The 22,101-nt window shown below is 49.6% G+C and carries 22 protein-coding genes and 1 pseudogene; 14 read left to right on the plus strand and 9 right to left on the minus strand.

The annotated features are described in order from the left end of the window. Nucleotides 1-139: 139 nt before the first annotated feature. Nucleotides 140-1,819: pseudogene (locus tag FDW97_RS18380) on the plus strand (glycosyl hydrolase family 18 protein); the annotation flags it as partial. An 898-nt stretch (nt 1,820-2,717) separates the two neighbouring features. Here the strand turns inward: FDW97_RS18380 and tpx are convergent. After that, nucleotides 2,718-3,224 (minus strand): thiol peroxidase, encoded by a 507-nt coding sequence (gene tpx, locus FDW97_RS18385; protein ID WP_038640885.1) that lies wholly within the window; start codon nt 3,222-3,224, stop codon nt 2,718-2,720. A 115-nt stretch (nt 3,225-3,339) separates the two neighbouring features. Here tpx and ycjG point away from each other — a divergent pair, with 115 nt between their 5' ends. Beyond that, nucleotides 3,340-4,305: an L-Ala-D/L-Glu epimerase gene (gene ycjG / locus FDW97_RS18390; RefSeq protein ID WP_137351431.1), complete on the plus strand. Its 966-nt coding sequence runs from the start codon at nt 3,340-3,342 to the stop codon at nt 4,303-4,305. On the opposite strand, the gene mpaA is transcribed toward ycjG, so the two are convergent. Further along, on the minus strand, nt 4,280-5,008 hold the full coding sequence (gene mpaA / locus FDW97_RS18395) for a murein tripeptide amidase MpaA (protein WP_137351432.1): 729 nt from the start codon (nt 5,006-5,008) through the stop codon (nt 4,280-4,282). The genes ycjG and mpaA overlap by 26 nt on opposite strands. A gap of 184 nt (nt 5,009-5,192) precedes the next feature. Between mpaA and mppA the strand changes: the two genes are divergently transcribed. After that, on the plus strand, nt 5,193-6,806 hold the full coding sequence (gene mppA / locus FDW97_RS18400) for a murein tripeptide ABC transporter substrate-binding protein MppA (RefSeq protein WP_038640874.1): 1,614 nt from the start codon (nt 5,193-5,195) through the stop codon (nt 6,804-6,806). A 276-nt stretch (nt 6,807-7,082) separates the two neighbouring features. Beyond that, on the plus strand, nt 7,083-7,952 hold the full coding sequence (locus FDW97_RS18405) for an aldo/keto reductase (protein ID WP_087856149.1): 870 nt from the start codon (nt 7,083-7,085) through the stop codon (nt 7,950-7,952). An 85-nt stretch (nt 7,953-8,037) separates the two neighbouring features. On the opposite strand, the gene FDW97_RS18410 is transcribed toward FDW97_RS18405, so the two are convergent. Beyond that, the gene (locus FDW97_RS18410; protein WP_137347868.1) at nt 8,038-8,601 is read right to left on the minus strand and encodes a MarR family winged helix-turn-helix transcriptional regulator; all 564 of its coding nucleotides are present in this window, start codon (nt 8,599-8,601) and stop codon (nt 8,038-8,040) included. A 116-nt stretch (nt 8,602-8,717) separates the two neighbouring features. On the opposite strand from FDW97_RS18410, the gene FDW97_RS18415 reads away from it, so the two are divergent. Further along, nucleotides 8,718-8,948, plus strand: coding sequence for a glutaredoxin domain-containing protein (locus FDW97_RS18415; RefSeq protein WP_087856150.1), 231 nt, complete (start codon nt 8,718-8,720; stop codon nt 8,946-8,948). A 66-nt stretch (nt 8,949-9,014) separates the two neighbouring features. Next, entirely contained in the window at nt 9,015-9,284 is a 270-nt protein-coding gene (locus FDW97_RS18420; RefSeq protein WP_137347870.1) for a Rho-binding antiterminator, read from the plus strand. Between the two features lie 26 nt (nt 9,285-9,310). On the opposite strand, the gene FDW97_RS18425 is transcribed toward FDW97_RS18420, so the two are convergent. Continuing rightward, nucleotides 9,311-10,081, minus strand: a complete 771-nt coding sequence (locus tag FDW97_RS18425) for a DeoR/GlpR family DNA-binding transcription regulator (protein ID WP_137351433.1) — start codon at nt 10,079-10,081, stop codon at nt 9,311-9,313. 117 nt (nt 10,082-10,198) lie between these two features. Between FDW97_RS18425 and FDW97_RS18430 the strand changes: the two genes are divergently transcribed. From FDW97_RS18430 to FDW97_RS18440, 3 genes are all read left to right on the plus strand, one after another. Continuing rightward, on the plus strand, nt 10,199-10,582 hold the full coding sequence (locus FDW97_RS18430; protein ID WP_137351434.1) for a VOC family protein: 384 nt from the start codon (nt 10,199-10,201) through the stop codon (nt 10,580-10,582). 120 nt (nt 10,583-10,702) lie between these two features. Then, nucleotides 10,703-11,383 carry a carboxymuconolactone decarboxylase family protein gene (locus tag FDW97_RS18435; protein WP_256376090.1) on the plus strand — a complete coding sequence of 227 codons (681 nt, stop codon included), beginning with the start codon at nt 10,703-10,705 and terminating at the stop codon, nt 11,381-11,383. Between the two features lie 29 nt (nt 11,384-11,412). Then, on the plus strand, nt 11,413-12,465 hold the full coding sequence (locus tag FDW97_RS18440; protein ID WP_085048132.1) for an NAD(P)-dependent alcohol dehydrogenase: 1,053 nt from the start codon (nt 11,413-11,415) through the stop codon (nt 12,463-12,465). Between the two features lie 38 nt (nt 12,466-12,503). Here FDW97_RS18440 and FDW97_RS18445 read toward each other — a convergent pair whose 3' ends face one another. Then, nucleotides 12,504-13,535, minus strand: a complete 1,032-nt coding sequence (locus tag FDW97_RS18445; RefSeq protein WP_087856154.1) for a mechanosensitive ion channel family protein — start codon at nt 13,533-13,535, stop codon at nt 12,504-12,506. A 244-nt stretch (nt 13,536-13,779) separates the two neighbouring features. Between FDW97_RS18445 and FDW97_RS18450 the strand changes: the two genes are divergently transcribed. Beyond that, nucleotides 13,780-14,040, plus strand: a complete 261-nt coding sequence (locus FDW97_RS18450) for a DUF2534 family protein (RefSeq protein WP_038640840.1) — start codon at nt 13,780-13,782, stop codon at nt 14,038-14,040. 47 nt (nt 14,041-14,087) lie between these two features. Here FDW97_RS18450 and uspE read toward each other — a convergent pair whose 3' ends face one another. From uspE to ogt, 3 genes are all read right to left on the minus strand, one after another. Then, a complete protein-coding gene (gene uspE, locus FDW97_RS18455) occupies nt 14,088-15,038 on the minus strand; it encodes a universal stress protein UspE (RefSeq protein ID WP_038640838.1) in 951 nt (316 codons plus the stop codon). A gap of 151 nt (nt 15,039-15,189) precedes the next feature. Beyond that, nucleotides 15,190-15,942, minus strand: a complete 753-nt coding sequence (fnr, locus tag FDW97_RS18460) for a fumarate/nitrate reduction transcriptional regulator Fnr (protein WP_003020397.1) — start codon at nt 15,940-15,942, stop codon at nt 15,190-15,192. A 194-nt stretch (nt 15,943-16,136) separates the two neighbouring features. Next, nucleotides 16,137-16,652, minus strand: a complete 516-nt coding sequence (gene ogt, locus FDW97_RS18465; RefSeq protein WP_137347874.1) for a methylated-DNA--[protein]-cysteine S-methyltransferase — start codon at nt 16,650-16,652, stop codon at nt 16,137-16,139. Nucleotides 16,653-16,865: 213 nt separating this feature from the next. Between ogt and smrA the strand changes: the two genes are divergently transcribed. Further along, nucleotides 16,866-17,429 carry a DNA endonuclease SmrA gene (smrA, locus tag FDW97_RS18470; protein WP_137351436.1) on the plus strand — a complete coding sequence of 188 codons (564 nt, stop codon included), beginning with the start codon at nt 16,866-16,868 and terminating at the stop codon, nt 17,427-17,429. Between the two features lie 12 nt (nt 17,430-17,441). On the opposite strand, the gene FDW97_RS18475 is transcribed toward smrA, so the two are convergent. Next, nucleotides 17,442-18,674 (minus strand): sensor domain-containing diguanylate cyclase, encoded by a 1,233-nt coding sequence (locus tag FDW97_RS18475; protein ID WP_121529102.1) that lies wholly within the window; start codon nt 18,672-18,674, stop codon nt 17,442-17,444. A 712-nt stretch (nt 18,675-19,386) separates the two neighbouring features. Here FDW97_RS18475 and FDW97_RS18480 point away from each other — a divergent pair. The 3 genes from FDW97_RS18480 to FDW97_RS23465 all read left to right on the plus strand — a co-directional run bounded on the left by FDW97_RS18480 (nt 19,387) and on the right by FDW97_RS23465 (nt 22,093). Beyond that, entirely contained in the window at nt 19,387-20,496 is a 1,110-nt protein-coding gene (locus FDW97_RS18480) for a methyl-accepting chemotaxis protein (RefSeq protein WP_137351448.1), read from the plus strand. Nucleotides 20,497-20,652: 156 nt separating this feature from the next. Further along, nucleotides 20,653-21,636 carry a zinc transporter ZntB gene (zntB, locus tag FDW97_RS18485; protein WP_038640826.1) on the plus strand — a complete coding sequence of 328 codons (984 nt, stop codon included), beginning with the start codon at nt 20,653-20,655 and terminating at the stop codon, nt 21,634-21,636. 292 nt (nt 21,637-21,928) lie between these two features. After that, complete coding sequence (locus FDW97_RS23465; RefSeq protein ID WP_369708829.1) at nt 21,929-22,093, plus strand: hypothetical protein; 165 nt, start codon at nt 21,929-21,931, stop codon at nt 22,091-22,093. Nucleotides 22,094-22,101 lie beyond the last annotated feature (8 nt).

Genomic DNA, 22,101 nt, shown 5'->3' on the forward strand with positions numbered 1-22,101 from the left:
TTCACTCATTCCGCATTCCTCTTACAATTAACCGCATTTTGAATAATGCGATTATTAATAAGGGATGATTATGAAACTTAATATATTTACCAAAACAATAATTGGAATGGGCGCATTATGCGCCGCAGCACCCGTATTGGCTCTTGAAGCCTGGAGTGGACAAGAAGGAACCGGCCCTTACGAAGTTATTTATGACAGCGGCGTCTATACCAATGCCTGGTGGGTTGGCGCATCGGATTGTCCGGGAAATGCCTCAGGTGATGAAGCTAATAATCCCTGGCGTTTTGAACGTGATGCAACCGCTGCAGAAATCGCAGAATACGGTAACCCGACAACCTGCGATACTGGCGGCGGAACGGTAACCTATCCGGATTACAGTAGCGCAAATGCCTACAATGCCAATGATATTGTTACCTACAACGGTGCGACCTGGCAGACTTCTACCGCACAGAGCGCATACGGTTTCACGCCGGGGGCAGCCAATCCATGGGAAGTGTATGCGGAAGTCGCGCAGTGGTCGGCAACCACGACGTACAATAAAGGCGATAAAGTTCAGAAAGACGGCCAGGAATATGAGGCGCTATTTTATACCATTGGCGATGATCCTTCCCTGGAGGCAAACCAGAACCCGTCTGGCACCAATGGTCGCCCGTGGAAACCGCTGGGTGCTGTCGTAACGTATACGACGGATCAACTCAATAATGCGCCTGAATTTAATTCTTCAACGCTGTATGAAAGCGGGACACTCATTCGATATAACGGCGAAAACTATGTTTCCCAGGCTAAAGTCCAGAAAGTCACGCCAGCCGATACCAATCCGTGGAAAATTTATATTGACTGGTCCGGCACTAAAGCAATGGTCGGGACACCTTCATCTGCGTGGCCTGCTCATGTCTACGCGCCGTATGTCGACTATACCCTGAACTCGCTGCCAGACCTTGCCAGTCTTGCCAAAAACCAGAATGTGACCCACTTCACCATGGCCTTTGTGGTGGCGAAAGACGCTGATACCTGTCTGCCAACCTGGGGCACGGCCTACAACATTAATGACTACACGCAGTACAGTAAAATTAAAGCGCTGCGTGAAGCCGGCGGAGATGTCATGGTCTCCATCGGTGGCGCCAACAACTCGCCGTTGGCGGCAGCCTGTACCGACGTATCACAACTGCAGCAGCACTATTATGACATCGTTGAAAACCTCAACCTGAACGTGCTGGACTTCGATATCGAAGGGACCTGGGTTGCCGATCATGACTCCATTAACCGCCGTAACGAAGCTGTTAAGGCCGCGCAGGATCAATGGAAAGCAGAAGGTCGTAGCGTAGGGATCTGGTACACGTTGCCTATTCTGCCGACAGGTCTGACCGATGACGGTCTGTATGTACTGAACGATGCGAAGGCCAAAGGTGTAAATCTGGCGGGCGTAAACGTGATGGCGATGGACTACGGCAGCAGTATCTGTCAGTCCGACGGTACGGAAGGGCAGAATATTCATGGCAAATGTGCAACCTCAGCCATCGAAAGCCTGTTCAGCCAGTTGAAGCAGATCTTCACCGATAAGAGCGATGACGAGTTCAACGCCATGATGGGCGTTACGCCGATGAACGGCTACAACGACGTGCAGGGCGAAGTGTTCTATCTGTCGGATGCGAACCTGGTGATGGACGATGCCAAAGATCGCGATATGGGCATGATAGGCATGTGGTCGATGATGCGTGACCAGCCGGGTGTTGCCGGTCAGGTATCACCAGAACACAGTGGGTTAACGGAATCTCAGGCACCGCAATACGCCTTCAGCGAAGTGTTTGCACCGTTTACCCATAGCGATGAGACACCGGCAGAGACGGAAATAAAAGACGTCAACGTTGACAAATCGAAATCTAACCCGGAATTAAAATGGACGCAAAATACTGCCAGTATTGAGAGTGGGGAGTATACCGTTACATTGCAACACGATGGCTGGAATATTGATGCCGTTGGTGAGCCGTACTATTTCGGTAAATACGGCAACAAAGGGAACGACCAGGTAACGATAACCGATTCAGGTAATGGTTATTCCACGGTTAAGTTATCCATAATGTCTGGATTCATTACCGAAGGGCATAACGTTACAGTTACCGATGCGAAAGGTAACGTTGTGTTAACTTATCAGTACACGCTTGAAGATGTGAGTACGGGCAACCCTTCGCAAATTGCATCGTCAGAGACGTCGGTTAAAAATGGTTCGTTGACGTATACGATTAATGCAAGTACGTCGATGATGATTACTTATCAGTACGTTAACTTTTATTACGATTCAACCGACGCGAAAGGAAAAACGACCACCAATTTTTGTGGCTCATGGTTCCATGGGGGGGTCAAGAAGTCCGGTAAAGGTTGTTCCACGGTGTTGAATTCGCAGCGGGGTTACTGGTCGCCTTCTGAGACTATCTCTGTGAATAAACTGAAAGCGGGTGATAAAGTTTATGCGGCTACCGCCGACGGCAGTAGTGAAAGTGCAAAAATATTTACCGTGCTGGATTCGATTACCTTAACGGATGAGATGTTAAAAGCGTCCAGGTAAGAAAAAAAGTCCTCACCTTCAAAGCCGTAACAGCAATGTTACGGCTTACTTGTTGTCTATGGAAAACCCCCAGCCTGGCTGGAGGGGCTGTGCACAATAAAAAACCCCGCCGTAGCGAGGTTGAGAATGTGTTGTATAAAAGGCTAAGTACTTATTACGCTTTCAGTACGTCCAGAGCGGCAGTGTAATCCGGCTCGTTGGTAATTTCATTGACCAGTTGGCTGAAAATAACGTTGTCATTCTCGTCGATAACCACCACGGCGCGCGCGGCCAGCCCTTTTAATGGGCCTTCAGCGATTTCAACACCATAGTTTTTCAGGAATTCTGCATTGCGCAGGGTGGACAGCGTGATAACGTTGCTCAGACCTTCCGCACCGCAAAAACGAGAATGGGCAAAGGGCAGGTCGGCCGAAACGCACAGTACGACGGTATTGTCGATTTCTGTCGCCAGTTGGTTAAACTTACGTACCGATGCCGCGCAAACGCCGGTATCGATGCTTGGGAAAATATTCAGCACTTTGCGCTTGCCGGCGAACTGGCCCAGCGTAACGTCAGACAGATCTTTAGCCACAAGGGTAAAAGCCTGAGCTTTGCTTCCTGCCTGAGGAATGGAGCCAGCGACTGCAACCGGGTTGCCCTGGAAATGAACGGTTTGTGACATGGTTATCTTCCTGTTTACATATAGTTAACGTCGAGGCTAGTTTATGCCATCAGCAGTTAACACGGCAAACGCTATTTGCGGATATCCGCTTCAGGGACTGCACTAAGGAAAACGAATGAGAACAGTAAAGGTATATGAGGAAGCCTGGCCGCTGCACACTCCCTTTGTTATTGCCCGTGGGAGCAGAACCGAAGCGCATGTGGTGGTGGTCGAAGTGGAAGAAAATGGTGTCACAGGCGTCGGAGAGTGTACGCCTTATCCGCGCTACGGTGAAAGCGATGCCTCAGTGCTGGCGCAAATTATGAGCATTGCGCCACAACTGGAAAATGGACTGACGCGTGAAGAACTGCAAAAGCTGCTGCCAGCGGGAGCGGCGCGTAACGCGGTGGACTGTGCGTTGTGGGATCTGAATGCGCGACAACAGCAGTTGTCTCTGGCTGAGCTGGTGGGTTGCGAACTGGCTGAGGTGGTGACGACAGCGCAAACGGTGGTGATTGGAACGCCCGAACAGATGGCGGCGAGCGCGGCAGCACTGTGGGAAAATGGGGCGAGACTGCTGAAAGTCAAACTGGATGCCCGTTTAATCAGCGAACGGATGGTTGCCATTCGTGCGGCTGTTCCTGATGCCACGATCATTGTCGACGCGAACGAATCCTGGCGGGCAGAGGGCCTGGCCGCGCGCTGTCAGCTTCTGGCTGATTTAGGGGTTGCGATGCTGGAACAACCGCTCCCGGCGCAGGATGATGCCGCGCTGGAGAATTTTGTACATCCGCTACCGATCTGTGCAGATGAAAGTTGCCACACCCGCAGCAGCCTGAAAGCGCTGCACGGGCGCTATGAAATGGTCAATATCAAACTGGATAAAACAGGGGGCCTGACCGAAGCGCTGGCGCTGGCCATCGATGCACGCGAGCAGGGGTTTGCGCTGATGCTGGGCTGCATGCTGTGTACATCCCGGGCGATTAGCGCGGCGTTACCCCTCACGCCGCAGGTCAGTTTTGCCGATCTCGATGGACCTACCTGGCTTGCCAGCGACGCGGAGCCATCCCTGCATTTTACGACCGGACAGCTTCATCTCTAGGGTGCCAACGCAGGAGATTGGACATGGCCAGCAGGTATTTCTCGCTCGCTTCATCGGATGAAATGGGCGGAAATTCGGCGGTGATACAGTGCAAGTTCAGGTCGGCGCACCAGCTACCAAAAGAGCCAGGCGTTTCGTAACCTACGCTGGTGACAAGCGGCAATTCAAATGATTGCGCCAGCCATGCGCCTAACTCGCTGCGTCTGGGATCTTCAATACAGGCCAGCGGATCGTGAAAAGAAACCACCCAGGCGGGATGAATCCGGTGAATAAGCTGACACAGCGCCTGGGTTTCTGGTTCTGACCCCGGATGCTCGCCGGTCAGCAAAACCACGTCGCGTTCTTCTGCGCTACTGTTCCAGCGATATACCGTTTCACCCTCTTTCCAGTTTGCGGCAGGAAAGTTACGGTTAAGATCTACGCCGTTCGCATTTGCGCGTAGCCCAAGCTGGCAACCGTCGGGGTTCACCGCCAGCACCACATGGTGACGACGCAGGGAAGGGTTAAGCGTACGCAATGCGCAGGAAAGGGTGACGACAGATGAGTTTTCGTCACCGTGCGTACCTGCCAGTATCAGGCCGCTTTCATGATCGGCTGCCAGCGCAGGAAACCAGATTAGCGGTGCGCCTAACGATGAACGTCCGTAATGTTCGGTTCCTGGCGGAAATGCGCCGCGCTCGGCACGGGGACGGGTAGCGGTCATAGTCATCTCTGAATGCTCGAATAGTTACTCGCAGTGTTGTGCAAAATGTATGGATAATCAAATCGTTTTCACACACTTATCTTTTCAGGTGTAATATCACTTTCTTGTCGGAAGTTAATTGCATTTCCTGCTGGCGATACAAATAATTACACATTCACTTAGTAGCCGGAATTGAGGGTATTTTATGCAGCATTCTGTTTCAGTAACCTGTTGTGCGCTGTTGGTTAGCAGCATTTCCTTATCCTGGGCTGCTGATGTTCCCAGCGGAACGGTACTGGCAGAGAAACAAGAACTGGTGCGGCATATAAAAGATGAACCGGCGTCGCTTGATCCGGCAAAGGCCGTCGGACTTCCTGAAATTCAGGTTATTCGTGATTTATTTGAAGGGCTGGTCAATCAGAATGAGAAGGGAGAAATTGTTCCTGGCGTCGCCACCCAGTGGAAAAGTAACGATAACCGCATCTGGACGTTTACGCTACGCGACAATGCGCAATGGTCCGATGGTACACCGGTAACGGCGCAGGATTTTGTCTACAGCTGGCAGCGTCTGGTTGATCCCAAAACACTATCACCGTTTGCGTGGTTTGCTGCGCTGGCGGGTATTAGCAATGCTCAGGCGATCATCGATGGCAAAGCCGCGCCTGATAAGCTTGGCGTTAGCGCGGTCGATGCGCGTACATTAAAAGTTCAACTGGATAAACCGCTCCCCTGGTTTGCCAATCTGACGGCAAGTTTTGCATTTTATCCGGTACAAAAAGCCAATGTTGAGAGCGGCAAAGAGTGGACCAAACCGGGTAATCTGATTGGTAACGGCGCCTACGTGCTCAAAGATCGCGTCGTAAATGAAAAACTGGTCGTTGTACCGAATACGCATTACTGGGACAACGGCAAAACGGTTCTGCAAAAAGTCACCTTCCTGCCCATTAATCAGGAATCGGCAGCCACTAAGCGCTACCTTGCGGGTGATATTGATATCACGGAATCCTTCCCGAAAAACATGTATCAGAAACTGTTGAAGGATATTCCGGGCCAGGTTTATACCCCGCCTCAGCTTGGCACTTACTATTATGCCTTTAATACCCAGAAGGGACCGACTGCCGATTCCCGCGTGCGCCTGGCGCTGAGTATGACGATCGATCGTCGTTTGATGGCGGAGAAAGTATTAGGTACCGGCGAGAAGCCCGCCTGGCATTTCACGCCGGATGTTACGGCAGGATTTGTACCTGAACCTTCGCCGTTTGAGCAAATGAGTCAGGAAGAGTTGAATGCTCAGGCGAAAACCCTGCTGCGTGCAGCAGGCTATGGTCCACAGAAACCGCTTAAACTGACGCTGCTGTACAACACCTCTGAAAACCACCAAAAGATTGCTATCGCAGTGGCTTCTATGTGGAAGAAAAACCTCGGTGTTGACGTAAAACTGCAGAATCAGGAGTGGAAAACCTATATCGACAGCCGTAATACCGGCAATTTTGATGTGATCCGCGCTTCCTGGGTGGGGGACTACAATGAGCCTTCTACGTTCCTGTCGTTATTAACATCGACCCATACGGGCAATATCTCCCGCTTTAATAATCCGGCATACGATAAAGTATTAACTCAGGCTACGTTGGAAAATACCGAGAAGGCGCGGAATGCGGATTATAATACGGCAGAGAAAATTCTGATGGAACAGGCACCTATTGCACCAATTTATCAGTATACCAACGGGCGGTTAATTAAACCGTGGCTGAAAGGGTACCCGATTACTAACCCTGAAGATGTCGCATACAGCCGCACAATGTATATTGTGAAGCACTGATTGAGATGTACCAGGTTACCGGCATGGACAGAGTGGTCCACTGCCGGTCAGCCTTGGGAATAAACAACGGGGGCGCGCTCCACACCCAGCCAGTCCTGTCCTGATGCGTTCATAAAGGCTGATATCGCAGCCTTTATCCTTTCTTACCCTCATCTTTAACAGAACAACCTCATCTGTATTAATGAATGCCATGCATAGGTCAAATCAGAGATGACTGGGTAATCACGGCGGAGTTTCTGGCCTAAAATAGTGTTTTAACATGACAGGGGCTAGGCCGTGGAATACTCAGTACTAAGTAACAACTGCAGAATGCCGATGGTTGGTTTTGGCGTTTTTAAGGTCACCGATAAGGAAGAGTGTAAGCAGTCAGTTTTAAGCGCTATTCGCACTGGTTACCGCCTCATCGATACCGCAGCCGTATACAGCAATGAAGATGCCGTGGGTGAGGCGGTTCGTGCAGCCATCGCCGAAGGTTTGTGTACCCGCGAGGAGTTATTTATCACTTCTAAGCTGTGGGTCCAGGATATGGCCAACTACGATATGGCTAAAGCCGGTATTGAGGCGTCGCTGAAAAAATCGGGCCTGGAATATTTTGATCTTTATTTATTGCATCAGGCCATGGGCGATTATTTCAGCGCCTGGCGCGCTCTGGAAGAGGCTTATGAAGCCGGTAAACTGAAGGCCATTGGCGTCTCCAACTTCTATGCGCATGTGTTAGCTAACTTCTGTGAAACCGTCAGAATTCAGCCGATGGTGAACCAGGTAGAATTGCATCCTTACTTTGCGCAACCTGTAGCCATTGAAACGATGAAGCGCTACAACGTTCAGCCTGAAGCCTGGGCGCCGTTAGGCGGTGGGAGGCATAAACCATATGAAGATGAAATGCTTCAGGGGATTGCGGATGCCCACCAAAAAACCGTTGCTCAGGTTGTTCTGCGCTGGAACGTGCAGCGCGGCGTGACGGTGATTCCTAAATCCACCCGGCAGGAGCGTATTGCAGAGAATTTTGCCATCTGGGATTTCTCACTCACGGATAGTGAAATGGCGCAAATCAGCGCGCTGGATCTAGGCTATGTGGGTGAGGCGGTGAAGCATTTTAATCCTGAATTCGTTCGCGGCTGCCTTGGCGTTAAAATCCACGACTGACCGTGTTGAAAATGTCGCGAGCTCGTAAAACGGACAACTTTTTTGACTGCGTTAAAATGGCTGGTGTGATTATCCGCCAGCCATTTTAGGTTTCCGGGGGCTGGTGTTCCCGGCAAATCAGCAACGAATCCTCTTCACTTAACACCTCTTTCGTCAGATTACAAAATCCCTGTCCACCCGTTTTTTGGTGGAATCGACAGCTATGGCAAAGACCAAAGCCAGGCACATTGTTGGTCTGCTGGATCCCACGTAACAGTTCAAATAGTAGCTCTTTAAGTACCGTCGCGCGTTCACCCATCGCCGTTTCACCTGCCACTAAAAACGTCGGCGGGAGCAGGGCATCCAGTAACGTACCGGCTGATTCAGTTAACTGTAAATGTACGCTGCGTTTATCGCGGGCATCCTGCTTGCGAACAATCAGTCCTTTGCTTTCCAGGAGCTTCAGCGATTGCGATACGGTGCCTTTGGTGAGACCGAGGTAGTCCGTTACGCCAAGCGGCGTATTGGAATAACGGTTGCAACGGGCCAGATACATTAACGCGCTGAGTTGTACCGGCTGCAGATCCGCCAGTAATGGATGTTGGCGAAACCACATCCGTGTCAGGCTGGAAAGCCTGTCCAGGACATCGAAAAGTGACATATCGTGCATAACAACTTCCTCCTCGACATATAGTATCGATTAAAAACTATATTGACAAAGCATAAAAGTGGCGTAGCATGACTTATAGTATCGAGTCGATACTATAAGTTAAAAGGAGATCCATCATGACGAAAGCCCGTTTTTATCATGCCGGTTGCCCGGTTTGCGTTTCCGCAGAACAGGCGCTGCTTCAGCATCTGTCCTCTGATGTTGCAATCGATGTTATTCATCTGGGAGAACAACCTGGCCGGGTTGCGGAAGCCGAACTGGCTGGCGTGAAGTCCGTTCCGGCGCTGGTGATCGACGGCAATGTGCTGCATATCAATTTTGGCGCCCCCATTGAAGCGCTGAAATAACCCGGTACGTTCGGGAAGTGGCATAAGCAATTTCCCGAACATACGGAGCTGTAAGGAAGGGACGTTATGAATGCGACGGGAAAATACCATCCGATAGATTGCGATCTTCATGATTATCTGGAGGTCGCCTGCCTGTACCATTATTGGTTGCGTATTGAGCTAACCGATGGCACGTGTATGGATGCCAGAGCGTTGACCACCTGCACCACCAGAGATAAAGAAGAATTTCTGCTGGTGGAATGCCATAACAACCAACAAAAAATTCGTCTGGATCGTTTGTCTGCGATCGCTACGCTGACGGCCGGGGCGACGTTTAGCGTCGTGAGCTTTCGTTGAGTAACGTCGCAACAAATTCGCTGCTGCTATACGGTATAAATACGAATGTCATGCGCCTGGAAAGCCGTGGCATACTCTTTGCTGATATTTTCCTCCACGACAATCACATCAATATTGCTGCTTTCGGTGACGACATAACGGGCGACGGCCGGGATCTTTTCCGCCGTCAGTGCGACGATAGTTTCATTGCACTGTTTGATTACCGCCTTTTTGAACTCGCAATCCGCATAATCAAATCCGGTTAAGCCGGATTCTGGCGACATCGCGCAGCCGCCAATAAAACCCTGATCGAATAAGATGTTCTGCACTTGTGCGGTAGCGGTGGACCCCACACATCCTCCCGAGGATCTCTGCACCGCGCCGCCCAACATGATGACCTCAAACAGCGGTTTTTCCAGCAAAACGGCGGCAATCTCTGGTGAGTTGGTCACTACGGTTAATGCCAGTTCGGCCGGCAGGGCTTCAGCCATCGCTAAATTTGTGCTGCCCGTGTCGATAAAAATGCAGCTTCCGGATTTGACCAACCGGGCGCACCTCTGCGCGATACTGCTTTTTTTCGCCATATTAATGCTCTTGCGTACGGCGATGTCTTCGGATTCAGGAAGGGTAATGACCGCGCCACCATAAACCTTTTTACACACGCCATCTTTACTCAGCTCATGCAGGTCGCGGCGGATCGTATGTTCAGAAACGCCTAACCGACTGGCGAGCTCGGAACAAATAACTCTGCCGTTTTCCTGCAAGATCTGATAGATAAGCGCCTGGCGCTGTTCCGGGAAAGTAGCATAATCGAGCATAAATACTCCAGTTAAATAAAAATATCGAGCAGCATCACGCATGATCGTGCATTATGATTAACGATGTCAACATTCTTGAGAACATACTGTTCGGAATACAACGAGAAGAGGTTCGCGATGAAGATTGCGCATATGGCTTTATGGACACAGGATCTCGAGCAGCAAGCGCGTTTCTGGGTCACGTTCTTTGACGGCAAGATTAACGAAAAATACTGTAGTCAAACCAACCCTGGATTTGAATCTTATTTTGTTCGTATTGGTGATGAGATAGCGATTGAAATAATGACCAAACCGGGCCTGACAAGATGGCAGCCAGACAATAACACCTGCGGATGGGTGCACCTTGCACTCTCTGTCGGCTGCGCGGCAAAAGTTGATGCCATCGCGAAACGCGCTCAGGAACAGGGGATTTTAATTTCTGCTCCACGAACTACCGGTGATGGCTATTACGAAGCGGTAATACGAGATCCTGATGGTAATTTCATTGAGATTGTCGCCTAAAGGTGTACAAATTTCCCTGCTGATAAATGGCATCGGTGGCTGATTATTGATGAATATTGTTCATAGGTTCGTTCTTATTTAACCCTCTAATCATCGGTGCGTTGGGTCTCTATAATTTTACTGTTTCAGTACCCACCGGCAGTACGCTGGCGTTATTTTGGAGAATCAAACATGCAACATCAACTGGATGCCAGACAGCAGGCAATCATACCTATTGCCGCGTTCACCGCTACAGGTCAGAGTGAAAAACTGGATGCAGCATTAAATGCCGGGCTGGATGCGGGACTCACCCTCAATGAAGCGAAGGAAATTCTGCAACAGCTCTATGCTTACTGCGGTTTCCCCCGCAGCCTGAACGGACTTGCTTGTTTAATGTCCGTGGTTAAAAACCGTAGAGAAAGAGGAATTACCGACCCAGAGGGAAATCCGGCCACGCCGCCGACGGAGGGCTGGGACAGTTTCCTGGCGGGGAGTTGCACCCAGACCCAGCTCGTCGGACATCCGGTCAGTGGGCCGCTGTTCGATTTTGCGCCTGCTATTGATGTCTGGCTAAAGGCACATTTATTTGGCGATATTTTTCAGCGTGATGTCCTCAACTGGAAGATGCGGGAGCTGGCGACGATTTCTGCGTTAGCGGTATTAGGCGGTGTGGACAGTCAACTGAAGAGCCATTTTGCTATCTGTCTGAATATCGGCATTACCACTGACCAACTCATTGAATTTATTGCAATACTCGAACAGCATTGTGGTAGTGAGATAGCAACTAATGCCCGCGCGGTTGTTGATGAATGTCGCGGTTAAGGTAATACCTAATCCCTGAGGAAATCTTAATGGTCATGAACGTGAAGGGTTATGCCGCTCTGGCGGTGAAAGAAGATCTGGTTCCACACAGCTTTGTTCGTCGCGATCCGCGCGAAGATGACGTGGTGATTGATATCTTATACAGCGGTGTTTGTCACTCAGATATCCACAATGCCTATAATGACTGGGGCGGGGCTAAGTATCCGATGGTGCCGGGACACGAAATCATTGGCCGTGTGGTGCATGTCGGGAAGTCGGTGACCAAATTTGCCGTAGGCGATCTCGCCGGGGTTGGCTGCATGGTTGACTCATGCCAGCACTGTAGCGCCTGCGAACAGGGGCTAGAGCAATATTGCGAAGAGGGTAACACGCTCACGTATAACGATATCGATCGTCATGATGGCCTGCCTACCTTCGGGGGCTATTCCGACAAGATTGTCGTTACCGAAAAGTTTGTTGTGAAGGTTCCAGAAGGGATAGATTTACGCGGCGCCGCGCCGCTGCTTTGTGCCGGGATCACCACATGGTCGCCGCTGCGTCACTGGCAGGTTGGAGAGGGCAGTAAAGTCGCGGTTGTTGGGTTGGGCGGCCTCGGGCATATGGCCATCAAACTCGCTAACGCATTGGGGGCTGAAGTTACGCTGTTCACGCGTTCGCCAGATAAAGAAGCAGATGCCAGACGTCTGGGTGCCAGTCACGTTGTGCTTTCCACTGACCCTGAGCAGATGAAGGCCGCCGGTAATCAGTTTGATCTGATTATTGATACTGTCCCGTATGTCCACGACCTGAATCCCTATATCCCAACGTTGGCGCTAAGCGGTACGCTGGTGCTGGTTGGCTATCTGGGCGCATTGGATCCGTTCCTGAATACGGTTCCACTGATTCTCGGGCGGAAATCCGTCGCGGGTTCGGTTATTGGTGGGATTGCAGAAACGCAGGAAATGTTAGATTTTTGCGGCCAGCATGGTATTACAGCCGATGTCGAAGTGATCAATATTCAGGATATTAATAGCGCCTGGCAGCGGATGTTGAAAAGCGATGTGAAATACCGCTTTGTGATTGATATTGCCTCGCTGAAATAACGCTAAAAAAGACGCGGATTTCCGCGTCTTTACGTTTGTTAGTGTGTCGATGGCGATACTTCAGGATTATCCATATACAGCGTCTGGCTGGGGAAGGCGAAGTCGGCGCCGTTTGTCTGGACTATCGAAATAATTTTCAAATAAACGTCCTGTTGTACCGCAAGCCATTCCTGCCATACGGTAGTTTTCGTGAAGCAGTACACCATGATATTTAACGATGAATCAGCAAATTCATTGAAATAGACCAGTAGAGTTTGTTTCTGGTCTATCCCCGGATGATTTTGCAGCATTTGTCTGACCGCCTCGACAACTGCCCCAATTTTATCGGCATCTTCATATCGCAATCCGATCACCGTTTTGATTCTTCTGTTGGTCATACGCCCTGGATTTTCTACGCTGATTGAGGAGAAAATCGAGTTTGGGACGTACAAGGGGCGATGATCGAAGGTGTTTATTTTGGTCATTCGCCAGCCAATTTCTGTCACTGTGCCTTCAATATTACGGTCCGGGGAACGGATCCAGTCACCGATGCTAAACGGTCTGTCGAAATAGAGCATAATGCCGGAGAAAAAATTGCTCAGAATGTCTTTACCTGCCATACCTACAGCGATACCACCGATGCCGCCAAAGGTTAGCAGACCCGATAAGCTCATGCCGAAATGTTCGCCATACAGCAAAATGATGGCGACCACGATGGTAATCTTAATGATCCGCGACAGGATCCTCGCGCTGGTAATATCTCTGCCTTTATTAATCTGCGTCTTTTCAAACTGATTAATCACCAGAAAAAGTTTGATTGTCAGAATCAGCGCAATTAACGAGGTGCAGATAAAATCGACTACGCTGGGAGAGATAAATTTCAGGTCGTAACTCTCGATCACGTTATTGGCAATACTGCCGAAGGTTCCAATGATAATGGCATAGACGAAAAATTGTGCCGCATGAAATATGAACCCTTTGCAACGTCTTTCACCACGGTGAAACCAAACGCTCATCAGCACCAGTGCGGTAAAGCAACTGAGAATTACCGTCAAATTAAACGCATTATTCATAAACAGTTCAGCGATCATGATCCTTCCTGGCAGCTCCGTGGTTGCTAAATATCATCTGACATCCCGCTCATCGGATATTTTACGCAGTTTTGGCGCTCAGATCATTAATCAAAGGGCGAGAGAAATAATGCAATCAGCGCTATTTTCAGCGCAATCACGCAGGCGTCACTGATGAAGGGGCGTTATGTAGCAGACAGTAAGCTGATGTCATGGTATTGTTAGCGCGAAGTAACAAGATTTTCATCTGCAAAAGGACAGTACTATGATCATGGCTAAGCTGAAGACAGCGAAGGGACGAAAGTTTTTGTTGTGCCTGCTTGGAGTGTTTATTATCGCAGCGTCGGTAGTCACGCGAGCGACGATCGGCGGCGTTATTGAACAGTATGACATTCCGCTATCCGACTGGACCGCCTCAATGTATGCCATTCAATCTGCAATGATTTGTGTCTACAGCATGGTGTTTACCATTCTGCTGGCCATTCCGCTGGGCATCTATTTTCTTGGTGGCGACGAGAAACACTAAGTGTTTGTCATGCCGGATGAATATCCATCCGGCATTGTATGGTGTGGTTAGTCGTCTTCGTCGTCATCCAGTTCAACTGGCGTCTGATACTGATCCGGCTTGATAACCAGCAGGTCACAGCGTAGATGATCGATAACCTGCTCAGCAGTATTACCGAGGAATGCAGCAGAGATACCGGTACGTCCGACGGTACCCAGGACCACGATGCCCGCCTGTAAGTGTTCGGCTAAATCAGGAATAACCTCTTCAGGCAATCCTTTTTCAACGTGCGTTACTTTCTCATCGATACTGAATTTCTGGCGTAATGCCTTCATTGCCAGCAGATGCTGTCCACGGATTGCATCGTTATATACGCTGGGATCAAATTCAGGGAGCTCAATCGCAATGTTTATGGGGGTAACAGGGTAGGCGCCAACCAGATGCACTTCGGTATGGTTAACCTGTTCCGCCAGTTGCAGCGTTTCTTTGACCAGTTTTTCATTAAGCGCGTTGTGATAGGCCTCTTCACTGGCGAGGTTCACCGCAACCAGCGCTTTACCGCCTTCAGGCCACGGCTGGTCTTTAACCATCCACACCGGGCTTGGGCATTTACGCAATAAATGCCAGTCGGTCGGGGTGAAAATTACGGCTTCCAGACGGTCGTGTTGGTGCGCCATTTTTAGCACCAGGTCATGCCTGGCGCTGATGACTTCCTGGATGATGGCTTCAAAGGGGCGGTTGTGCCAGACCACTTTGATCTCAATAGGGATCCCTGCTTCGATGTAGTATTTCGCTTGTTCACGAATCCACGCTGTTCGCTGGCTGATGACACCCTGACGCATTGCCGTACGCTCATCGGGCGACAGCAGGGTAGTCATCTCATAGGAAAAGTCATAGATCGGCAAAAAGGCTTTAATTTTGCCACCAATCCGTTGATGCAAATAAACAGCTCGCCGTAATGCTGGTTGATCGTCCTGGTTCGGGTCGATGACGACCAGCATATTTTTATACATAGCCATACAGGGTCTCCTTACAACTGTCATCGCAGTTTGTAATTAAAAGAGTAACCCAATAATGTGGATTGAAACAGGGGAGAACCTCCTGCCAGATCAATAAATCGGGAAAATTTAGTGATTTGACAGAAGGATAACAGAGATACTTGCAGAACGATTATGCAACGTTACGCGTGTGGCCAGCAAGAACTGCCAGCGCATCGCTATTCTCAATAGTGATGTATTTGCCTTTTACCGCCAGCATACCGCTTTTCTGGAAACGCCCCAGCAGGCGGCTAATAGTTTCAACCGTCAGACCGAGGTAGTTACCGATGTCGCCACGAGTCATGGTCAGACGGAATTCACGAGGCGAGAATCCACGTTGGGCGAAGCGGCGGGACAAATTGTAAATAAAGGCCGCCAGGCGCTCTTCAGCGTTTTTCTTCGACAACAGCAGGATCATGTCCTGGTCGCCTTTGATTTCGCCACTCATCAGACGCATCATCTGTTGACGCAGATTCGGCATTTTGCCGGACAGGTCATCCAGAGTTTCGAAAGGAATCTCACATACCATTGAGGTTTCCAGAGCCTGGGCAAAGCTCGGGTGATGACCGCTGCCAATCGCGTCAAAACCTACCAGGTCACCTGCCAGATGGAAACCGGTGATTTGCTCATCGCCTTGCTCGGTAATGGTATAGCTTTTAATCGTTCCGGAGCGGATAGCATAGAGTGATTTAAGTTCATCACCTGCTTTAAAGAGCGTCTGCCCCTTTTGGATAGGCTTTTTGCGCTCGATGATGTTATCGAGCTGGTCAAGCTCATGCTCGTTAAGTGTGAACGGGATGCAAAGCTGGCTGATGCTGCAATCCTGGCAATGGATAGCACAACCGCCAGACTGAATGCGCCGTATAATTCGCTTTTCCGGGATCATAGGTCTGCTCAAGCCGTAATTGATATTTGTCAATTTTAACATCTTTTTGGTGAGCACGTAAGCCTGAGCTACTCCCAATAGAGAATAATTCAGGCATAACTGGGTTGAATGTTTGTATCTACCTGATTAACCGTACTTTATTTAAGGCTGTATTATGTGGAAGTGTGATGAATAAGGCATTAATTGCCTGGATTCTAGAGTAGTAAATAGCCTTCATGACGCAACAGCCACTCTTTTCGCTGCACACCGCCGGCATATCCAGTCATAGTACCGTTACGCCCAATGACGCGATGACAAGGCACGACAATACTTACCGGATTTGACCCATTCGCCGCTCCGACGGCTCTGGCAGCGCCAGGGCGTCCCAGTTGTTCGGCCAGTTGACCATAATGCATGACTTGTCCACAGGGAATGGTACGTAACGCTTGCCAGACTTCACGCTGGAAGGGGGTACCCGCGGTGGCGGTTTCCAGCGTGTCAATAATACTAAGGTTTCCGGCAAAATATTCAGCCAGCTTATCACTCAATCCACCGGGGTTTTTGGCAGCGATACGCTGATAACCTTCAGTGCGGTAATGAATGTCCAGCAACTGCACCATACGATCGCTGTGTTGATCCCATTCGACCGCGCGCAGACGAAATTGCTCATCGCAAATGATCCACAGCGGGCCCAGCGGCGTGGCGATGGTGTCTTCCAGTAAGTTCAGCATCCGTTTCTCTCATTGCAACATTACAGGCAAGATGACACATTATCACGCCAGTTATCGTCGCAGCTATACCTCTAAAATGGATATCCGTTTGTTGGAAGTAGATCGCTTCCACTACGTGAACCTGGTGAATTATTGGAAATAATCGTAAACCGTTGTCGGTATAATAGTGCACGGTTATGATAAGACCCGTCGCAATATGCTGGAGGATGAAACATGAACCTTGATGACGCATCGTTGTTTCTTGACGCGATGGGGGATGTTCAACCGCTGAAAAGCCGCACCGAGGTGCACTGGCAGCCTACACGCAATCTCCGCGCTCCGGCTCGTATTGATACGCTGCAATTGGATAATTTTCTCTCAACGGGTTTTCTCGATATTGTCCCGTTGAGCGTACCATTGGAGTTTCGCCGCGAAGGTTTGCAGCACGGTGTGACTGACAAACTACGAACCGGTAAATATCCGCAGCAGGCGAGTCTCAATCTCGTCCGTCAGCCCGTTGAAACCTGCCGTCAGATGCTCTTCAGTTTTATTCTGCAGGCGCAGCAAGAAGGGTTGCGTAACGTGTTGGTGATACACGGCAAGGGGCGCGACGATAATTCTCATGCCAACATTATTCGCAGCTATGTAGCGCGCTGGCTGACGGAATTTGAAGATGTACAAGCCTACTGCGCCGCACTGCCGCATCACGGCGGCAGCGGAGCATGCTATGTGGCATTACGTAAAACCGCGCAGGCAAAACAGGAGAACTGGGAGCGTCACGCTAAGCGCAGTCGCTGACCGACATAAACATCAGGCGGCCAGCACCCGGTTCCGCCCTTCGTTTTTGGCTTTGTACAGCGCGTCGTCTACGCGTTTGAATAGCTCATCGATACTTTCATTGGTTTCGTGCCGCGCAACGCCGATGCTGACGGTAAAGCGGGGAAGGCCAGGAAGCGTCACCTTGGCCACCGCCGCGCGTATTACTTCTGCGAGATTAAGGGCAACCTCCAGTGAGGTTCGCGGCAGAAGGAGTACAAACTCTTCCCCTCCCCAGCGAAAAATCAGGTCGTCTTTTCTCGCGCAGGACTCCAGCGTTCGCGCCAGAGCGCAAAGCACATCGTCACCTCTTAAATGACCGAAGAGATCGTTAATGCTTTTAAAGCGATCGGTGTCGATTAATAGCAGGCTGTAGTCCTGCGTCAATGACATCGCGTGCGTCTGTTGTGGTTCGGTTACCTGATAAAAATGTCGGCGGTTCAGTAATCCGGTCAGGGCGTCACGCAGGGCCGCTTGTTCGAGTTCCTGCTCCAGCCTTTTTTGTTCGGTAATGTCATGAATAATGCACAGCATGAGCTTATTGCTGTAGATTTCGATCGGTCCGGCATAAGTTTGCACGTGACGTAAGGAGCCATCTGCAAGCTTATGGACAAAATGCAATGGCTTATGACCGCCGGGCAGATGGGCGATTTCATGCATCACCGGTAGGATATGACGGCCCAACATGTTGATTTCCCATGTATGTTTCTGGCACATCACATCATGGCTGTAACCATAAAAATTCAGTGCGCTGAGATTCGCATCGACGATCAAACCATCGCGGGACGGATCGATAAGTAACATCGGCGCCGCATTGGTCTGGAAGAAGCGCGCGTAAAATCCCTGCTTGTTTCGCTGATAGTTCGCAGAACGACTGGCTTTCAATCCCTGCGCGGTCGGTGTTTCAATGCCTTCGAAAATAATGATGTCCCCCATATCCGGGAGCGACTTAATGGACAGGCGGCTGGCCATCGCGATTTCTTCACCGTTGCGATAAACCGTGAGAATTTCCACAATAGGGTGATGATTTTTCAAGTCACTGAGATACATGGTTAAATCATTTTGGGCATATGTCGAGAATATGCCTTTTCGCAGTGTAGCAAAACAGGAATCCTGCATTAGCTCCCGTGCAACGGTATTAGCGAACACAAGTTCTTCGGTATGTGGTGAAACAATCCACACCGGAAGAGTTAATAAGTCCAGTGAGTGCAGCGCGTTTATACTCATCGATAATCCCGTTATCTTATCTGCTGTGTTGCCCATTTAATGGCGAATGTTTTTATATTACCGTCTCATGATGTTATTGATTGTCGGTGAGACAAGGAGTACAACTGGCTTTAGTCTGATGTTGTTATCCATTCATGCTACAGGCTATGCCAATAATAGTAGACACTATTTTGGTATTTTTACTGTTATCGCTAAAATCTTTGGCAAATAGACTTCCAATTTTTAATGTCAGTGCCGGACGTGATTTAATCATCAGTATATTTGAATGAATGGCGCTGGAATCATCAACAAAAATGGTGATCCCCATACACACTGTCGCGCCACCAGATACCCGCCAGAAGGTAGATCAACGTCGGCCAGAGATCGCCACCTTGCTGTACTCATGCTTTTACAATGTGTATTAGTTAGAACATGAAAATATTGATATTAATGCGGTAATGCTTATATAAGTATTCATGCTAATTATAATTCTGTACATTTTGTATTCTCTGTGTGCTCACCATCACAATAATCTGATAACAAGCCTGGCAATCATTTTTGGTAGAACAAACCACCAGATTAAGGCAAATAATCAGCATCATTCTGTGATTTAAGTGAAAGGGCTGCTGACTCTTATTGAATATTCGCCTTTCGTATCAGGGTAATGGCAATTTGCATGGCAGGTGCTATAAAAAATAATATTCACCTCATTTTCTTGGTAAACAGGGCTAAAATGTTAAATAATATTAGCGTCAGGACTTTTATTGTTTTATTTCTGGTAATAACAGCAGTGGCTCTTAATGTGGTGGAGATAATACTTGCAGCCGGTATTGATGTTATTATTGGCAGCAATTTGGTAAGTTTCATTTCTCTATTATGTCTGTGGTGGTATATGACCAAATATCTGGTGATGCCGATTAATACGGTTAAAAGAAGTATTGAAGAGGTTACGTCCGGAAATCTGGCGATCAGCATTCCAGAATTTGGTAATAACTGCGCGGGTAGACTTATACCAGGCATCAATAGCTTATCAAGTAATATTTCAACACTTGTGAATGAGATCAGGATATCCTCACAAACGGCGATGGCGCTCTCAGAACAGCTTGCAGAACGCAGCGCTGAGCTTTCAGTGAAAACAGAACAGCAATCCGGAGCATTAATGCAGACGGCTGCCAACATGGATGAGATCGCGGTGAATACGCGAAATAATGCTGATAACACGCAAATAGCCAGCGCCCAGGCGACAATTGCTACACAGTGCGCCCGACAGGGAGGCGAATTAATGGTGCAGGTGGCGGCAAATATGCGTTCAATCACCGAATGCGCGGAGCAGATGACCGAAATTATTACGCTGATAGATGGTATCGCATTCCAGACAAATATTCTGGCATTGAATGCAGCGGTGGAAGCGGCGAGGGCCGGGGAGCATGGAAAAGGGTTTTCCGTTGTGGCTGGTGAAGTAAGGAAGCTGGCGCACCGCAGCGCAGATGCAGCTAAAAATATTAAACAGCTGATTGCCCAAACCCATCAAAATGTTCAGCAAGGCGCGGCTATCGTACGCGAAGCAGAAAAAAATATGCAGGATATCGTCGGGGGCGCCGGACAATTAAACCAGTTGATGGGTGAGATATTAACGACTACCCAGGAGCAGGAGAAAGGGATTATCAGGATCACTCATGCTCTGGCCGAGTTGGAGAACGTAACCCAAAGTAATGCCGCCATGGTGGATGAGCTTTCTGATTCCTCGGGCATCCTGAAAAACCAGGTGATTGATCTCCAGTCCCGAACCCATCAATTTCGCTTAAGTAAAACTCTTGAGCCTGCAATACGCCAGCGAGCATAACAGGATCTCTCTCACCACAAGCGTCGCATTCGTCGGCGCTTTTTCTGTTATCAGATACTTTTATGAATCATTTCAGCGCAATGGGACAATGAGATATTGCTTAACCCATTCTGACGGCTAGACTATCGAAAAAAGCTGAATGTTTGTGGAGGCGCTGTGGAAGCCATTAAGGGAACGGATGTTAATGTGCCGGATGCCGTGTTTGCCTGGCTGCTGGATGGCCGTGGCGGGGTGAAAACGCTGGAAAATAACGATGTTATCGACGCTCAGCATCCCTGCTGGCTACATCTTAATTATACCCATTCTGAAAGTGCGCAATGGCTGGCGACCACGCCTCTGCTTCCTAATAATGTGCGTGATGCGCTGGCGGGTGAAAGTACGCGCCCACGTGTAAGCAGAGTCGGGGAAGGTACGTTGATCACGCTGCGTTGTATTAATGGCAGCACCGACGAGCGACCTGACCAACTGGTCGCTATGCGCTTGTATATGGATGAACGTCTGATTGTCTCAACGCGCCAGCGCAAAGTACTGGCACTGGATGATGTGGTCAGCGATCTCCAGGAAGGTACAGGGCCGGCTGACTGCGGTAGCTGGCTGGTGGATGTCTGCGATGCGTTAACCGATCATGCCAGCGAGTTTATCGAGCAACTGCACGACAAGATTATAGACCTGGAAGATAACCTGCTCGATCAGCAAATCCCCCCGCGCGGGTTCCTGGCATTACTGCGCAAGCAACTGATTGTGATGCGCCGCTATATGGCGCCTCAGCGCGATGTCTATGCGCGCCTGGCGAGTGAGCGTTTAGCCTGGATGACCGACGATCATCGGCGACGGATGCAGGATATCGCCGACAGGTTGGGAAGAGGGCTGGATGAGATAGACGCCTGTATCGCCCGGACCGGTATCATGGCGGACGAAATTGCGCAGGTTATGCAGGAGTCTCTGGCGCGCCGAACCTATACAATGTCCTTGATGGCGATGGTTTTCCTACCCAGTACATTTTTAACCGGACTGTTTGGCGTTAACCTCGGTGGTATCCCCGGCGGCGGCTGGCAGTTTGGTTTCTCATTTTTCTGTATTCTGTTAGTGGTCCTGATTGGTGGTGTTACTTTATGGTTGCATCGTAGTAAATGGTTGTAACAACAACATTTTTTAGTGGCTTTTGCGCATGAAAACGGCCAGGTTTTTGAGCGAAGTCAATAAACCATCTACCTATTCGGGGCAATATCTCACTCGCAGGTGAATGCAACGTCAAGCGATGGGCGTTGCGCTCCATATTGTCTTACTTCCTTTTTTGAATTACTGCATAGCACAATTGATTCGTACGACGCCGACTTAGATTAGTCGGCTTTTTTTTGCCTGCAGGAAATCAGCGTCTACCCTAAAAGAGTCAACCTGATGACTGGAGGGCTATATGACCTGTCTGATTGCAATGCTACAGTGGCAAGTACCAAACGCTGATTCGCTACCCACCGACCCGGTTCCTGTTCCCGATCCGCTACCTCGTCCGCAGCCGATGCCGGATCCGCCACCGGATGAGGAGCCGATTAAATTGTCGCATCGCGGGCGCAGATCTGCGAGGATACGCGCCTGCTGAATGTGAGT

The sequence above is a fragment of the Citrobacter sp. wls708 genome, from assembly GCF_005281255.1.
In the GTDB taxonomy this organism is placed as follows: Bacteria; Pseudomonadota; Gammaproteobacteria; order Enterobacterales; family Enterobacteriaceae; genus Citrobacter; species Citrobacter werkmanii.

Excerpts from the sequence above, each read along its gene's own strand:
- FDW97_RS18430 (WP_137351434.1), top strand. The coding sequence starts at position 10,199 with ATGAAGATTGCGCATATGGCTTTATGGACACAGGATCTCGAGCAGCAA.
- FDW97_RS18475 (WP_121529102.1), bottom strand. The coding sequence starts at position 18,674 with ATGAGTATAAACGCGCTGCACTCACTGGACTTATTAACTCTTCCGGTG.
- tpx (WP_038640885.1), bottom strand. The coding sequence starts at position 3,224 with ATGTCACAAACCGTTCATTTCCAGGGCAACCCGGTTGCAGTCGCTGGC.
- FDW97_RS18425 (WP_137351433.1), bottom strand. The coding sequence starts at position 10,081 with ATGCTCGATTATGCTACTTTCCCGGAACAGCGCCAGGCGCTTATCTAT.
- smrA (WP_137351436.1), top strand. The coding sequence starts at position 16,866 with ATGAACCTTGATGACGCATCGTTGTTTCTTGACGCGATGGGGGATGTT.
- mpaA (WP_137351432.1), bottom strand. The coding sequence starts at position 5,008 with ATGACCGCTACCCGTCCCCGTGCCGAGCGCGGCGCATTTCCGCCAGGA.
- ycjG (WP_137351431.1), top strand. The coding sequence starts at position 3,340 with ATGAGAACAGTAAAGGTATATGAGGAAGCCTGGCCGCTGCACACTCCC.
- FDW97_RS18420 (WP_137347870.1), top strand. The coding sequence starts at position 9,015 with ATGAATGCGACGGGAAAATACCATCCGATAGATTGCGATCTTCATGAT.
- FDW97_RS18415 (WP_087856150.1), top strand. The coding sequence starts at position 8,718 with ATGACGAAAGCCCGTTTTTATCATGCCGGTTGCCCGGTTTGCGTTTCC.
- FDW97_RS18445 (WP_087856154.1), bottom strand. The coding sequence starts at position 13,535 with ATGATCGCTGAACTGTTTATGAATAATGCGTTTAATTTGACGGTAATT.
- mppA (WP_038640874.1), top strand. The coding sequence starts at position 5,193 with ATGCAGCATTCTGTTTCAGTAACCTGTTGTGCGCTGTTGGTTAGCAGC.
- ogt (WP_137347874.1), bottom strand. The coding sequence starts at position 16,652 with ATGCTGAACTTACTGGAAGACACCATCGCCACGCCGCTGGGCCCGCTG.
- FDW97_RS23465 (WP_369708829.1), top strand. The coding sequence starts at position 21,929 with ATGCTACAGTGGCAAGTACCAAACGCTGATTCGCTACCCACCGACCCG.
- uspE (WP_038640838.1), bottom strand. The coding sequence starts at position 15,038 with ATGGCTATGTATAAAAATATGCTGGTCGTCATCGACCCGAACCAGGAC.
- FDW97_RS18450 (WP_038640840.1), top strand. The coding sequence starts at position 13,780 with ATGATCATGGCTAAGCTGAAGACAGCGAAGGGACGAAAGTTTTTGTTG.
- fnr (WP_003020397.1), bottom strand. The coding sequence starts at position 15,942 with ATGATCCCGGAAAAGCGAATTATACGGCGCATTCAGTCTGGCGGTTGT.
- FDW97_RS18410 (WP_137347868.1), bottom strand. The coding sequence starts at position 8,601 with ATGCACGATATGTCACTTTTCGATGTCCTGGACAGGCTTTCCAGCCTG.
- FDW97_RS18480 (WP_137351448.1), top strand. The coding sequence starts at position 19,387 with ATGTTAAATAATATTAGCGTCAGGACTTTTATTGTTTTATTTCTGGTA.
- FDW97_RS18440 (WP_085048132.1), top strand. The coding sequence starts at position 11,413 with ATGGTCATGAACGTGAAGGGTTATGCCGCTCTGGCGGTGAAAGAAGAT.